General features: G+C 70.0%; 17 protein-coding genes. 7 read left to right on the top strand and 10 right to left on the bottom strand.

Features of this window, described 5'->3' with window-relative positions:
* Positions 1–28 precede the first annotated feature (28 nt).
* Positions 29–664, bottom strand: a complete 636-nt coding sequence (locus tag ABXJ56_RS14570; RefSeq protein WP_354000438.1) for a biotin transporter BioY — start codon at positions 662–664, stop codon at positions 29–31.
* Between the two features lie 194 nt (positions 665–858).
* Here ABXJ56_RS14570 and ABXJ56_RS14565 point away from each other — a divergent pair, with 194 nt between their 5' ends.
* Entirely contained in the window at positions 859–2457 is a 1599-nt protein-coding gene (locus tag ABXJ56_RS14565; RefSeq protein WP_310891658.1) for an ABC-F family ATP-binding cassette domain-containing protein, read from the top strand.
* Here the strand turns inward: ABXJ56_RS14565 and ABXJ56_RS14560 are convergent.
* The 4 genes from ABXJ56_RS14560 to ABXJ56_RS14545 all read right to left on the bottom strand — a co-directional run bounded on the left by ABXJ56_RS14560 (position 2430) and on the right by ABXJ56_RS14545 (position 4512).
* The gene (locus tag ABXJ56_RS14560; RefSeq protein ID WP_354000437.1) at positions 2430–3350 is read right to left on the bottom strand and encodes an SURF1 family cytochrome oxidase biogenesis protein; all 921 of its coding nucleotides are present in this window, start codon (positions 3348–3350) and stop codon (positions 2430–2432) included. The genes ABXJ56_RS14565 and ABXJ56_RS14560 overlap by 28 nt on opposite strands.
* Positions 3347–3574 carry a hypothetical protein gene (locus ABXJ56_RS14555; RefSeq protein ID WP_435405008.1) on the bottom strand — a complete coding sequence of 76 codons (228 nt, stop codon included), beginning with the start codon at positions 3572–3574 and terminating at the stop codon, positions 3347–3349. Before ABXJ56_RS14555 ends, ABXJ56_RS14560 begins: the two co-directional genes overlap by 4 nt.
* Entirely contained in the window at positions 3571–3966 is a 396-nt protein-coding gene (locus tag ABXJ56_RS14550; RefSeq protein WP_354000436.1) for a DUF3099 domain-containing protein, read from the bottom strand. Before ABXJ56_RS14550 ends, ABXJ56_RS14555 begins: the two co-directional genes overlap by 4 nt.
* Before the next feature lie 66 nt (positions 3967–4032).
* Positions 4033–4512, bottom strand: coding sequence for a DUF4190 domain-containing protein (locus tag ABXJ56_RS14545; RefSeq protein ID WP_354000435.1), 480 nt, complete (start codon positions 4510–4512; stop codon positions 4033–4035).
* Between the two features lie 110 nt (positions 4513–4622).
* Between ABXJ56_RS14545 and fabG the strand changes: the two genes are divergently transcribed.
* Entirely contained in the window at positions 4623–5333 is a 711-nt protein-coding gene (gene fabG / locus ABXJ56_RS14540) for a 3-oxoacyl-ACP reductase FabG (RefSeq protein WP_354000434.1), read from the top strand.
* A 21-nt stretch (positions 5334–5354) separates the two neighbouring features.
* On the opposite strand, the gene serB is transcribed toward fabG, so the two are convergent.
* Complete coding sequence (gene serB / locus ABXJ56_RS14535) at positions 5355–5999, bottom strand: phosphoserine phosphatase SerB (RefSeq protein WP_354000433.1); 645 nt, start codon at positions 5997–5999, stop codon at positions 5355–5357.
* A gap of 34 nt (positions 6000–6033) precedes the next feature.
* The gene (gene glgC / locus ABXJ56_RS14530; protein ID WP_354000432.1) at positions 6034–7278 is read right to left on the bottom strand and encodes a glucose-1-phosphate adenylyltransferase; all 1245 of its coding nucleotides are present in this window, start codon (positions 7276–7278) and stop codon (positions 6034–6036) included.
* 45 nt (positions 7279–7323) lie between these two features.
* Here glgC and glgA point away from each other — a divergent pair, with 45 nt between their 5' ends.
* The 3 genes from glgA (at position 7324) to ABXJ56_RS14515 (ending at position 9655) form a co-directional block, all read left to right on the top strand.
* Entirely contained in the window at positions 7324–8517 is a 1194-nt protein-coding gene (gene glgA / locus ABXJ56_RS14525) for a glycogen synthase (protein ID WP_354000431.1), read from the top strand.
* A gap of 10 nt (positions 8518–8527) precedes the next feature.
* Positions 8528–9334, top strand: a complete 807-nt coding sequence (locus ABXJ56_RS14520) for an ABC transporter ATP-binding protein (protein ID WP_354000430.1) — start codon at positions 8528–8530, stop codon at positions 9332–9334.
* A 69-nt stretch (positions 9335–9403) separates the two neighbouring features.
* The gene (locus ABXJ56_RS14515) at positions 9404–9655 is read left to right on the top strand and encodes a type B 50S ribosomal protein L31 (RefSeq protein ID WP_053547359.1); all 252 of its coding nucleotides are present in this window, start codon (positions 9404–9406) and stop codon (positions 9653–9655) included.
* 58 nt (positions 9656–9713) lie between these two features.
* On the opposite strand, the gene ABXJ56_RS14510 is transcribed toward ABXJ56_RS14515, so the two are convergent.
* On the bottom strand, positions 9714–10433 hold the full coding sequence (locus ABXJ56_RS14510) for an exonuclease domain-containing protein (protein WP_354000429.1): 720 nt from the start codon (positions 10431–10433) through the stop codon (positions 9714–9716).
* A 166-nt stretch (positions 10434–10599) separates the two neighbouring features.
* On the opposite strand from ABXJ56_RS14510, the gene ABXJ56_RS14505 reads away from it, so the two are divergent.
* Positions 10600–11499 (top strand): alpha/beta fold hydrolase, encoded by a 900-nt coding sequence (locus tag ABXJ56_RS14505; RefSeq protein WP_354000428.1) that lies wholly within the window; start codon positions 10600–10602, stop codon positions 11497–11499.
* On the opposite strand, the gene ABXJ56_RS14500 is transcribed toward ABXJ56_RS14505, so the two are convergent.
* Entirely contained in the window at positions 11459–12013 is a 555-nt protein-coding gene (locus ABXJ56_RS14500) for a CGNR zinc finger domain-containing protein (RefSeq protein ID WP_354000427.1), read from the bottom strand. The genes ABXJ56_RS14505 and ABXJ56_RS14500 overlap by 41 nt on opposite strands.
* Positions 12014–12085: 72 nt before the next feature.
* On the opposite strand from ABXJ56_RS14500, the gene ABXJ56_RS14495 reads away from it, so the two are divergent.
* Positions 12086–13084 carry an EamA family transporter gene (locus ABXJ56_RS14495; RefSeq protein ID WP_354000426.1) on the top strand — a complete coding sequence of 333 codons (999 nt, stop codon included), beginning with the start codon at positions 12086–12088 and terminating at the stop codon, positions 13082–13084.
* Here the strand turns inward: ABXJ56_RS14495 and ABXJ56_RS14490 are convergent.
* Positions 13056–13529 (bottom strand): Lrp/AsnC family transcriptional regulator, encoded by a 474-nt coding sequence (locus tag ABXJ56_RS14490; RefSeq protein WP_354000425.1) that lies wholly within the window; start codon positions 13527–13529, stop codon positions 13056–13058. The genes ABXJ56_RS14495 and ABXJ56_RS14490 overlap by 29 nt on opposite strands.
* Positions 13530–13549 lie beyond the last annotated feature (20 nt).

Raw genomic sequence — 13549 nt, 5'->3', positions numbered from 1 at the left:
CGGGGGCTCTCCTCATTCCGTCAGGCGATCACGTGTCGCGACGGCGGTCGACCGCGCGGACCCCGGCCCACGCGAGGGGCACGAGGACGGCGGCTGCGGCGGCCTTGATCAGACCGGGCACGATGAAGGGTGCGACTCCGGCCGCGAGGACGGACGCGACACCGACCTGCTGGCCGAGCACCGTGCCGAGGATCAGCGCCATGTAGGGCACCCCGACCAGGAAGGGGACGATGCTGGCGGCCACGAAGCCCACGAAGGCCAGCCACGGCTTCCGATCCCACGCGCGCTCAGCGAACCAGCCCGCGAGGAACGCTGCCGGGATGAAACCGACGAGGAAGCCGAACGACGGCGACAGGACGTAGGCGGGCCCTGCGACGGGGCCCGCGAACACCGGGAGACCGGCGAGGCCGACCAGAAGATAGGTCGTCAGCGCCGCAGCGCCGCGGCGCGCGCCCAGTGCGGCGCCGACGACGATGACGCCGAGCGTCTGACCGGTGATCGGGATCGGTCCGATGAAGAAGGACACCTTCGCCAGCAGGGCGACGAGCGCGACGCCGGACAGGACGAGGGCGGCATCCACCGCGAATGCGCGGGAGCGGGTCGCGGGGCGCCCGAGCGCGTCGGCGAGGACGCGTCGAGGGCGTGGAGCGGCGATCGAGGACATGGGTCTCCTTCGGCGTCAGGGATGGACACCGCGCCGGCGGCGGCATCCTGGATCTCACTCTAGAGCGGCCCGTCCGGGGGGTCCTGTCGGGTTGCGACGGAGGAACGGACGAATCTATGTATGGGCGGTCAGGCGGTAGACTGGGCGGCTGGCCGGTCGGCCACCCCTCACCCTCGATCGAACGGACCTCCGCTGTGCTCGCCGTGCACGAACTCGAGATCCGCGTGGGCGCCCGCGTGCTCATGTCGGATGTGTCCTTCCGCGTATCCGGGGGCGACAAGATCGGACTCGTCGGCCGCAACGGCGCCGGCAAGACCACGCTGACGAAGGTTCTCGCGGGCGACCTCCTGCCCGCGGGCGGGTCGGTGGACCGCATCGGGGAGATGGGCTACCTTCCGCAGGATCCCCGTTCGGGCGATCCGGAGATGCTCGCGCGCACGAGAATCCTCGATGCCCGGGGCCTCGGCACCCTCGCGCTCGGAATGCACGAGGCGTCCCTGGCGATGGGCGACGACGACCCCGCCGTCGCCGCGAAGGCGATGAAGCGCTACGGTTCGCTCACCGAGCGCTTCGAGGCGCAGGGCGGATACGCGGCCGAGGCGGAGGCGGCCTCGATCGCCCACAACCTCTCGCTGCCGGACCGCATCCTCGATCAGCCCCTCAAGACGCTCTCGGGCGGACAGCGTCGTCGCATCGAGCTCGCCCGCATCCTGTTCTCCGATGCCCAGACGATGATCCTCGACGAGCCGACCAACCACCTCGACGCCGACAGCGTCGTGTGGCTGCGCGAGTTCCTGAAGGGGTACAAGGGCGGACTGATCGTCATCTCCCACGACGTGGAGCTCGTCGGCGAGACCGTGAACCGCGTGTTCTACCTCGACGCCAACCGCCAGGTGATCGACGTCTACAACATGAACTGGAAGAACTACCTGCGTCAGCGGGTGGCGGACGAAGAGCGCCGGAAGAAGGAGCGCGCCAACGTCGAGAAGAAGGCCACCGCGCTGCAGCAACAGGCTGCGCGCTTCGGAGCGAAGGCGTCCAAGGCCGCCGCCGCGCACCAGATGGTCGCGCGCGCCGAGAAGCTCCTGTCCGGTCTCGAGGAGGTGCGTCAGGAGGACCGGGTCGCGAAGCTCCGGTTCCCCAAGCCCGCTCCGTGCGGCAAGACGCCGCTGATGGCGTCGGGACTGTCGAAGTCCTACGGGTCGCTGGAGATCTTCACCGACGTCGACCTCGCGATCGACCGCGGGTCGCGCGTGGTCATCCTGGGACTCAACGGCGCCGGCAAGACCACGCTGCTGCGCATCCTCGCGGGCGTCGACCAGCCGGACACCGGCCAGCTCGAGCCGGGCCACGGCCTCAAGATCGGCTACTACGCGCAGGAGCACGAAAACCTCGATGTCTCGCGGTCGGTTCTGGACAACATGATGTCGGCGGCGCCGGACATCACGGCGACCGAGGCCCGGAAGGTGCTCGGCTCGTTCCTCTTCACCGGCGACGATGTCCTCAAGCCGGCGGGGGTGCTCTCCGGCGGCGAGAAGACGCGCCTGTCGTTGGCGACCCTCGTGGTGTCCTCGGCGAACATGCTGCTGCTGGACGAGCCCACCAACAACCTGGATCCCGCCTCGCGCGAGGAGATCCTCGGTGCCCTCGCGCACTACGAGGGGGCGGTCGTCCTGGTCTCGCACGACGAGGGCGCGGTCGAGGCGCTGAACCCGGAACGCGTCCTCATCCTCCCCGACGGGGTCGAGGACATCTGGGGTCGCGACTACGCCGAGCTCATCTCGCTGGCCTGAGGGTCGCGGGTACCTGTCGGCGTGCTCGCGTCGAGGAGAGCGTCCTCGTCGTCGGCGTCGCGATCGCGGCGGCGACGACGCCTCGGGGCCGGTGCGACGGCATCCGCGTCGGCATCCTCCGCGTCCTCGAGGCGGTGACGGCGTTCGGTGCGTATGACGTAGCCGATGAAGATGAAGCCCATCAGCGCGAAGAGGATCCACTGGATCGCATAGGACAGGTGCGGGCCGGGATCCTGCGACGGCGACGGGAGCGCCGCCGGGGTGTCGGAGACCGCCGGAGACTCGGACACCAGGATGCCGTACACGCCGTCGATCAGCGCATCCGCGGTCGACGGGGGGAGTTCATCGCCGATCAAGCCGACGTTGATCGTGGGGACCTGATCCTCCGGCGCCGACCGTCCGGACGTGGGAGCCGCCTCCTCGGGACGGAGGCGCGCGATGACGGTGGAGTCACCGGCCGGTGGCGCGGGGACGACAGCGGGTCCCTCGCCCTGTTCCGCGGGCGGGACCCATCCGCGGTCGACGATCAGGACACGGCCGTCGGACAGGCGGAACGGAGCGAGTACCTCGAAGGCCGACGTCCCGCCGTGGGGCCGATTGCGCACGGTGATCTGCTCGTCTGCGAGGTACTCGCCCTCGAGCACCACCGGGCGCCACTCCTCGTCGGCGGCGAGACCGTCGCCGGGCGGGATGACCTCCGCCAGGGGGATCGGCGCGGCGTCGTAGTTCTGCTCCACCAGGGCGAGCTGCGCGGCCCGGTCGTCGTTGCGGGAGAACTGCCAGTTCGAGAGCCAGACGCAGGCGATCGCGAAGACGACGGCGAGTCCGATGTAGATGCTCCAGCGGCCGGCACGGGGGAGCGACTGCATGCTCACCCCGCGGTCGCCGCTCATACCGGCCTCGTCTCGTCGACGTCGTCCACGCCGAGCGCCGAGACCGACACCGGGAAGTCGCGGGCCGCGAGGAAATCGCGGAGGTAGTCGCGGTGCTCGTCGCACGCGACCCAGGTCTTGCGGCGTTCCGCGTCGTGGATGCGCGGGTTCCGCCAGTCGATCCGCCAGCGCGCCGCTGTGCGGCATCCTGCGCGGGAGCAGTCCGCGGCAGTCGCCGCGATCACAGACGCGTCGGCGGCTCGGGCGGCGGATTCTCGTGGACGCGGAACACGTCCGTCGACCCGTGCGTCTCCTCGAGCCGGATCACGATCGGTCCCTCCGGACGCTCGGGACGCTCCGAGGGGGCGGCGGGGAGCGCTCGCTCCGGGTCCACCCGGGCTTCGGTCAGCGGCTTGTCGTCCACGTTCGCATCGACCACCGCGAAGTACGGCAGCAGAACCGCGGCCGCGCCGAGAACCCACGTGTACCAGCCGTACGGCGTGATGACGACCATCAAGATGAAGCACAGGATGCGTGCCGCCATCATGATGAGGTACCGCGTCGAACGCGCGTCCGCCGCGTCCCGCGGCGATCGCGGCAGGGACGTCGTGGAGGGGGCGTGGTGACGGTTTCTCACGGTGGTACAAGGGTACGCCCGTGAGGTGGGGGCGGCTCCGGATGAGCACGTCGATTTCGCGCGCGCTCAGCTGTAGGAAGTGGTGCCGCTGACCAGGATCGCGGGGAGCAGGAGAAGCAGGAACAGGAGGAGGCCGAGGACGATGAATCCGAGACCCACCCAGCCGACGATCGTGCCGGCGAGCGCGAGGCCGCGGCCGTTCTCCCCGGTGCGCTTGATCTGGGACAGCGACATGTGGCCGGTGATGACCCCGACCAGCGAGCCGACGAAGGGGAGGATGACCAGAGCCGCGAGGGAAGACACCAGGGAGACGATGGCCAGGGTGTTCGTCTTCGGCGCCGACGGGTATCCGTACCCCTGCGCACCTCCGTATCCCCCCGGGGCGGGATAGGCCGGCGCGGCGTATCCCGGCGCGGCGGGGTAGCCGGCAGGGGAGCTCTCCGCGGGCGGCGCATAGGCCGGAGGCGGTGCGTATCCGGGTGCGGGGGGCGGGGTCGGCGCCGATCCGGCGGCGTCGGGGGTCGAACCCGGGGAATTGTCGCTCACGGTCAGCCTTTCGTCGAGTGTGCCTCCAGCGTTCCAGCGGCGGGTAGGCGTGTCAAACCGCCCGCCGCTAGGCTGGGGCGGTTCCCCCGCAACCTGCTCCAGGAGTGTGCATGTCCACTGACCGCGTCGTCCTCGTCACCGGCGGAAACCGCGGCATCGGCCGCGCCATCGCCGAGCGCTTCGTGCGCCTCGGATACCGCGTCGCCGTCACCGCGCGTTCCGGTGAAGGACCGGAGGGGACGCTCACGGTGCGCGCGGACGTCACCGACGCCGCCGCGGTGGATGCCGCGTTCTCGGAGGTCGAGGCCGCGCTCGGTCCGGTCGAGATCGTTGTGGCCAACGCGGGGATCACCAAGGACACGCTCCTCATGCGCATGACCGAGGAGGACTTCGACAGTGTCGTGGCCACGAACCTCGGCGGCGCGTTCCGCGTCGTCAAGCGCGCGTCGAAGAACATGTTGCGCGCCCGCTGGGGGCGCGTCGTCCTCATCTCCAGCGTGGTCGGCTTGTACGGCTCCGCCGGTCAGGTCAACTACGCCGCTTCGAAGAGCGCCCTCGTCGGCTTCGCCCGATCGCTCACTCGGGAGCTCGGCGCCCGCGGACTCACCGCCAACGTCGTGGCGCCGGGGTTCATCGAGACGGACATGACGGCGGAGCTTCCCGAGGCGACGCAGACGGAGTACAAGAAGAACATCCCCGCGGGACGCTTCGCCACCGCCGACGAAGTGGCGGGGGTCGTGGCGTGGATCGCCTCCGACGACGCCGCCTACATCAGCGGCGCGGTGATCCCGGTCGACGGCGGCCTCGGAATGGGCCACTGAACCGCTGTCCGTCACCGACGATCACCGGGGGAGCAGCGGGATGACCTCGCGGAGGTCCGTGGGACCGATCACGAGGTCGGCGAGCGCGCGGACCTTCGGCTTGGCGTTGAAGGCGAGGCCGAGCGCGGCCACCCCCATCATCTCCAGGTCGTTCGCGCCATCGCCGATGGCGATGGTCCGCCCGTAGGGCACGCCGAGCTCGTCCGCCCACCCTGACAGCGTGCGCGCCTTCGCGGTCGCATCGACGATCTCGCCGGTGACCGTGCCGTCGAGTGTCCCCGCGCGCTCGCCCAGGCGGTTGGCGCGCCACCGGTCGACGCCCAGATCGGGCGCGATGTGATCGAGGATCTCGTGGAAGCCCCCGGACACGACGCCGACGACGCCGTCGCGCGCGTGGACGGCGTCGATCAGTTCGCGCACACCCGGCGTCGGCTCGACGCGGGAACGGACGCGACCGAACGCCTCCACGGGCACCCCCTGCAGTGCGGCGACGCGCGACCGGAGGCTCGTGGCGAAATCCACGTCGCCGCGCATCGCCGCCTCGGTGGCGGCGGCCACCTCCGCGCCGCGACCGGCCTCGTCTGCGAGAAGCTCGATGACCTCGTTGCGGATCAGGGTGGAGTCGGCGTCCAGGACGACGAGGAGGCGCGCGCGGGCGTCAGGCATCCTCCGAGGCTATCGTCCGCTTGTGCGGCGCCCGTCACCGTTCGACGTGGACGCCCTTCCCGACGATCGTGATGCCGGTCTCGGTGACGGTGAATCCGCGCTGCAGGTCGCGCTCGCGGTCGACGCCGACGGTGGCGCCCTCGCCGAGGACGACGTTCTTGTCGAGGATCGCGCGATGGATGCGCGCCCCCGCGCCCACGCGCACGTGGTCGAACAGGACCGAATCGGTGATCGTCGATCCCCCGTCGGCGAGCGTCCAGGGACCGACGACGCTGCGCTCCAGATGGGTGCCGGACAGCACCGATCCGAGCGAGACGATCGAGTCGATGGCGTTGCCGATCCGCCCCACCGAGTCCCGGACGAACTTCGCCGGCGGCGAGTTCACGGCCTGCGAGTGGATGGGCCACTCGGTGTTGTAGAGGTTGAACACCGGGAGCGTCGAGATCAGGTCCATGTGCGCATCGAAGAAGGACTCGATCGTCCCCACGTCCCGCCAGTAGGAGCGATCGCGGTCCGTGGACCCGGGCACCTCGTTGCGCTTCATGTCGTAGACGCCGGCCTCGCCACGCCCGACGAAGTACGGCACGATGTCGCCACCCATGTCGTGGTTGGAGGTGGGAAGCTCCCCGTCGCTCTCGACGGCGGCGATGAGCGCGTCGGCGTCGAAGATGTAGTTGCCCATCGACGCCAGCACCTCGCCGGGAGAGTCGGCGAGTCCGGTCGGATTCTGCGGCTTCTCGAGGAAGTCCTTGATGCGCGTGGGATCGTCGGCGTCGACGTCGATGACGCCGAACTGATTCGCGAGCGAGATCGGCTGACGGATGCCGGCGACCGTCGCCTTCGCTCCCGAAGCGATGTGGGCGTCCAGCATCTGCTGGAAGTCCATCCGATAGACGTGGTCCGCGCCGATGACGATGACGATGTCGGGCTGCTCGTCGTTGATGAGATTGAGGCTCTGCAGGATCGCGTCGGCGGAGCCGGAGAACCACCGCTTGCCGAGGCGCTGCTGAGCGGGCACCGAAGCGACGTAGGAGTTCAGCAGCGCCGACATCCGCCACGTCTGCGAGATGTGGCGGTCGAGGCTGTGCGACTTGTACTGGGTGAGGACGACGACCTGTCGCAGACCCGAGTTGATGAGATTCGAGATGGCGAAGTCGATGAGTCTGTATTGGCCCCCGAACGGAACGGCGGGCTTCGCGCGATCCGCCGTGAGGGGCATCAGACGCTTGCCCTCGCCGCCGGCGAGGATGATGGCGAAGACCTTCGGCGCTGCAGGCATGGGAACACACTATGGCGCGTTGGGCCGGTGTACTAGCGTTCGATCATGCGCGTCGACATCATCACGAAGGAATACCCGCCCGAGATCTACGGCGGAGCGGGAGTCCACGTGACCGAGCTGGTCCGCGCGCTGCGCGAGGACGTGGACGTGCGCGTCCGGGCCTTCGGAGCGCCGCGCGACGAGGCGGGCACGTCCTCCTACGCCGTGCCCGACGGACTCCGGGACGCGAACGCCGCGCTTCAGACGCTCGGCACCGACCTCGAGATCGTCGGAGACGTCGCCGGTGCCGACATCGTCCACTCCCACACCTGGTACGCCAACTTCGCGGGGCACCTCGCGGCGCTCCTGCACGGCATCCCCCACGTCGTCACCGCGCACAGTCTCGAGCCGCTCCGGCCCTGGAAGGCGGAGCAGCTCGGGGGCGGATACGCCGTGTCGAGCTACATCGAGAAGACGGCCTACGAGGGGGCGGCGGCGGTGGTCGCGGTGAGCGAGGGGATGCGGGCGGACATCCTCCGCAGCTACCCGGCCCTGGATCCGGCCAAGGTGCGGGTCATCTACAACGGGATCGACACCGACAGCTGGCATCCGGTGGAGGATCCCGATCTGCTCCACGGACTCGGCATCGATCCCGCGCGGCCGTCCGTCGTCTTCGTCGGGCGCATCACGCGGCAGAAGGGGCTGCCGTACCTCCTGCGTGCCGTCGAGTCCCTCCCGCCGGAGGTCCAGGTGGTGCTGTGCGCCGGCGCCCCGGACACCCCGCAGATCCTCGCGGAGGTCGAAGGCCTCGTCCGCGGGCTTCAGGCCACGCGGGACGGCGTCGTCTGGATCGACCGGCTCCTGCCACGCCCCGAACTGTGCGCGATCCTGACGGCGGCGACCACGTTCGTCTGCCCCTCCGTCTACGAGCCGCTCGGCATCGTCAACCTCGAGGCGATGGCCTGCGGTGCCGCGGTCGTCGGCACGGGAACCGGAGGCATCCCCGAGGTGGTCGTCGACGGTGTCACAGGCAGGATCGTCCCGATCGATCAGGAGCAGGACGGCACCGGAACCCCCACGGATCCCGAGGCGTTCGTGGCCGACCTCGCCCGCGTGCTCACCGAGGTGGTGAGCGATCCCGAGCGTGCGCGCGCCTACGGCGAGGCCGGGCGCGCCAGGGCGCGCCAGGACTTCAGCTGGGCGTCGATCGCCGCGCAGACCGAGGCGCTCTACACCGAGTTGCGCGCCACCGGCAGATAGGCTGGGCGGCATGCCGCAGGTGCTCGAGTTCTCCGATGTCGTCGTCCGCCGAAACGCCCGCAACATCGTCGATCACCTCGACTGGTCCGTCGAGGACGACCAGCGCTGGGTGATCCTCGGCCCGAACGGCGCCGGGAAGACGACGCTTCTCCAGCTCGCCGATACGCTGCTGCACCCCACCTCGGGGCGAGTGTCGATCCTCGGCGAGCAGCTCGGCCGAACGGACGTGTTCGAGCTGCGCCCCCGGATCGGCTTCGCCTCCTCGGCGATGGCGCGACGCGTGCCGCCGGAGGAGACGGTGCTCGATGTCGTCCTGACGGCTGCGTTCTCCGTCGTCGGTCGATGGCGCGAGGACTACGAGGACATCGACGAGCGGCGCGCGCTTCGCGTCCTGGCCGAGTGGCATCTCGATCACCTGGCCGACCGCACGTTCGGCACCCTCAGCGACGGCGAGCAGAAGCGCGTGCAGATCGCCCGAGCCGTCATGACCGACCCGGAACTCCTCCTCCTCGACGAGCCCACCGCGAGTCTCGACCTCGGGGCGCGAGAGGAGCTCCTGTCGCTGCTCAGCGGATACGCGCAGGCGCCGAGCACGCCGGCGATGGTGATGGTCACCCACCACGTCGAGGAGATCCCCATCGGGTTCACGCACGTCCTGCTGCTCGCCGAGGGGCGCGCGGTTGCGGCCGGACCGATCGCCGAGACCCTCACGGCGGAGGCGCTCACCGAGGCCTTCGGGGTGCCGATCACCCTCACCGAGGCGGAGGGGCGGTTCGCCGCGCGAGCCTCGCGCGCGCCCGGTTCGGCGAACTCCTGACCTCCTGATAGACTCGTCCCTTGGTGCACGCGCACCGCAGACTTTCCGAAGCCTCCCGCAAGGATCATCATGAAGACTGACATCCACCCCGACTACAAGGCCGTCGTGTTCCGCGACCTCGGTTCGGGCGACACCTTCCTCACGCGCTCGACCGTGTCCAGCGACAAGACCATCGAGCTGGACGGTGTGGAGTACCCCGTCATCGACGTCGAGATCTCCTCCGCCTCGCACCCGTTCTACACGGGCAAGCAGCGCATCATGGACTCGGCCGGCCGCGTCGAGAAGTTCAACCAGCGCTTCAAGAACTTCGGCTCCAAGTAAGCCGTACGACGGACGAAGACCCCGCTGCGGCGGGGTCTTCGTCCGTTTCCGGGGCGACTCAGCGGATGGGCCAGCTGCCGTCGATGCGGTCGTCGGGGTCGAGCCGCCCGATCGAGATGAAGTACTCGGTCAGGCTGTCCGCCTGGGCGCGCGCCCAGGCGATCTGACGCGTGTGCAATTCGGTCGCCGTCGTGGGCAGCCAGGGGGCGAAGCGCTCGGCAAGCGCCTGCGCGACGCGGCCCGCCGCTGTCGCGTCGGCGGCCGCCTCGTGCGCGCCGTCCAATCGCACCGCGTAGTGCGCGGCCACAGCCGACAGTGTGCGCTTACCTCGCCGCCAGCGGTCATAGGTCTTGTCGACGACGAGCGGGTCGATCACCGGCGCGGGGGCGTCGATGGGGACGAGTCCGTGCCGCAGCGCCTCGTTCTTCAGGAGCGAGAAGTCATAGGGCGCGTTGTAGGCGACGACGGGGATGCCCGCGGCGAAGAGCGACCGGAGCGCCTCGAGCACTTCGCCCACGACCTCCTGCGCCGGTCGCCCGTCCGCACGCGCCCGCGCCGTGGTGACCCCGTGGATGGCGGCGGCGCCCTCGGGGATCGGAACGCCGGGGTCGGCGAGCCAGTCGCGCGCCTCCAGGGCTCGACCGTCCGCGTCGAGGACGCCCACGTGGGCTGTCACGATGCGATCGGAACGGACGTCGACCCCGGTCGTCTCGAGGTCGAACACGCCGATGACCCGCATCCAGTCGGGGGCGTCGAACAGGGCGAGCTGCGAGTCCATGGCGCTCAGGGTAGGCCGGTCCTCCGACACCAGCGGGGAGGCCGCGCAGGATGACGGAGATGTGCACGATGCCGGAGCCCCAGGGGTCCCGGCATCCGTGATCCTGCACATCGACGCGATCGTGCCGACGCCGGGCGCGCGCGGAGCGGCCTCGTAGACTCGGGGAGTGGCCGCATCCAACCCCTATTCCGCGCTCCTCGATGCGATTCCGGTCGATCGGCACGAGGTCGAGGTGCAGGGCGGGACGACGGCGTACTGGGTCTACGGGCCCGCCGACGCGGCGACGACGATCATCGCGGTGCACGGCTTCCGCGGCGAGCACCACGGTCTCGAGCCGGTCGTCGCGCACCTCGACGGCGTCCGGGTCATATCACCCGACCTTCCCGGGTTCGGGGAGACGCCGCCGATACCCGGCGCACGGCACGATCTGCGGACCTACGCGGGGTGGCTGCGCGCGTTCGCGGGCGTCGTGGCCCCGGGTGCGGTGATCCTCGGCCACTCGTTCGGCTCGATCGTCGTGGCCGCCGCCGTCGCGGATGGGCTCGAAACTCCCCGCGTGATCCTCGTGAACCCGATCGGCGCTCCCGCCCTGGAGGGGCCGCGCGGCATCCTCACCCGGCTCGCGGTGTTCTACTACCGGAGTGGGGCGCGCCTTCCGCAGCCGGTCGGCGACGCCCTCCTGCGCAACGGTGCGATCGTCCGCGTCATGAGCGTGTCGATGGCCAAGACCCGGGACCCCGACCTGCGGCGCTTCATCCACGACCAGCACGACACGTATTTCTCCCGGTTCGCCGACCGCGACGTGCTGTACGACGCGTTCCTCGCGTCGGTGTCGAACGACGTGCGCGCGTTCGCCCCGGCCATCGCGCAGCCGACGCTCCTCATTGCCGCGCAGAAGGACGACATCACGCCGATCGAGGCCGAGCGTCACCTCGCGACCCTCTTCCCGGACGCCACCCTGGTCGAGATCCCCGAGGTCGGACACCTCATCCACTACGAGACGCCCGGCCTGGCCGCCGAGGCCATCACCCGCTTTCTGACGCCCTCCGACGGCGGTAGGCGATGACGTTCATCCGGTTGCCGCAGTTGCCGGTGTCGCAGTAGCGCTTGGAACCGTTCTTCGAGTAGTCCACATAGGCGGCGTCGCAGTCGTCGGCGTCGCAGCGACGGATGCGGTCGTACTCGTCGCCGCGGATGACGTCGACGAAGGCCATCGCCGATTCGACCAGCATCCGCACATCCAGGGGGGAGTCGTCGGATGTCGCGTGGATGTGCCAGTCGTACTCGTCGTGGATGACGAGACGGGGCAGGGCGCCGCCGTCCGCGAGCATGGCGTTGACCAGCGGCACGGCTCCCGCGCGGTCCACGTCCCACAGGTCGCGCAGGCGCGTGCGCACCGTGCGCACCGCCGAGAGCTCGGCGTCGTCATGTCGCACGACACCGCTGTAGGGGTGTCGCGAGAGGAAAGCGCGGAGATCGTCGGTCGTGACCAGCCCGTCCTCCCGGTCGCCTTCCGGGAGCGTGTTCACCAGGTCGACGACCATCATGAGCGTTCGCTTCGTGTCATGGATGAATACCACGTTGACTCCTGACCTCGGCATCCCCTACTGTCACGAGTGTAAACAGAGTTCGCCCCTGACAGTCGGATGCCCATGACCGCCGCGACCGCGCCCATCCCCCTCATCGTCCCGGAACGCGGGGCTCCGCGACGAACGGCGGGCCTCGTCATGGCCGTCGCCTCGGCGCTCGCGTTCTCCTCCAGCGGTCCCTTCATCAAGCCTCTGCTGGAGGAGGGCTGGTCGCTCGGGTCGGCACTGCTCGTGCGCATGGCGCTCGCGGGGCTCGTCCTCTCGCCGGCGCTGTGGATCGCGATGCGTCGGCAGCGCGGATTCGTCCACCTGCACGGCCGCCTGATCGTCGGGTTCGGGCTCACGGCGGTGCTCGGCTGCCAGCTGTTCTTCTTCGCCGCGATGCAGCGGATGCCCGTCGCCGTGGCGCTGCTGATCCAGTACCTCGCGCCGGTGATGCTCGTGGCGCTGGTATGGGTGCGCACACGTCGCCGCCCGTCCCGACTGGTCCTCGTGGGCTCTGTGGTCGCCGTCGTGGGACTCGTGCTCGTCGTCGACATCTCCGGCGCGGGCTTCGACCTTCTCGGCACACTGCTCGCGCTGGGCGCGGCCGTGTGCGTCATGGCCTACTTCCTCATCGCGGAGCGGACGGGCGACGCCCTGCCGCCTCTCGCCCTCGCCTCCGGTGGGCTCCTCGTCGGCGCCGCGGTGATCGGGATGCTCCTCGCGGTGGGGGCGATGCCCTGGCGTGCGCCCGCGGTGACGGTCGTCCTCGCCGGTGCGGAGGTGCCGTGGTTCGTGCCGCTGCTGTTCGTGGCGCTCGTCGGGACGAGCGTCGGCTACGCCTTCGGGGTGATGGCCGTCCCGCGGATCGGTTCGCGGGTGGCCTCGTTCGTCGGTCTGTCGGAGGTGCTCTTCGCCCTCGGATTCGCGTGGATCTTCCTCGCCGAGGTGCCCGCGCCGGTCCAGTTCCTCGGCGGAGCGCTCATCCTCCTCGGCGTCGTCCTCGTCCGCGCCGACGCGGAGTCGGCCGCGGAGCCGAAGGGAGAGGCGACTATCGTTCCCGTCGTGCCAGCTCCATGAGGGGGAGGACCCGATGGGCGATGACCTCGCCCATCACGAGCGACGTCTCGGTGCGCTCCACACCTTCGATGGCGAGGATCCGGGCGTCGGTGTCGAACAGGTGCTGGGTGTCGCGGCAGGCGACCCGCACCAGCACGTCGACCTGCCCGGACAGCCCGTGGGCCTGGACGATCTCCGGCACCCGCGCCAGCTCCGCGGTGATCCTCGGCAGATCCGCCTGGCGCACCATCACGCTGATGAACGCCTCGATGGGAAACCCGAGCGCCTCAGCTGAGATGGCGCGCTCGAAGGAGAGGAACACCCCCGTCCGCTCGAGGCGGGCCATGCGTGCCTGGACCGTGTTGCGGGACAGGCCGAGGCGCTCCGCCAGTGCCACCACGGTCGCCCTGTGATCGGCGGACAGGGCGGCGAGAAGCTCGAGGTCGACGTGATCAAGCCCACTCATAGTGCTGAACATTAGCAGGT

The sequence above is a fragment of the Microbacterium aurantiacum genome (assembly GCF_040532595.1).
In the GTDB taxonomy this organism is placed as follows: Bacteria; Actinomycetota; Actinomycetes; order Actinomycetales; family Microbacteriaceae; genus Microbacterium; species Microbacterium chocolatum_B.
The sequence above is the reverse complement of the archived record's forward strand: the minus strand, read 5'-3'. Positions and strand labels throughout refer to the sequence as shown.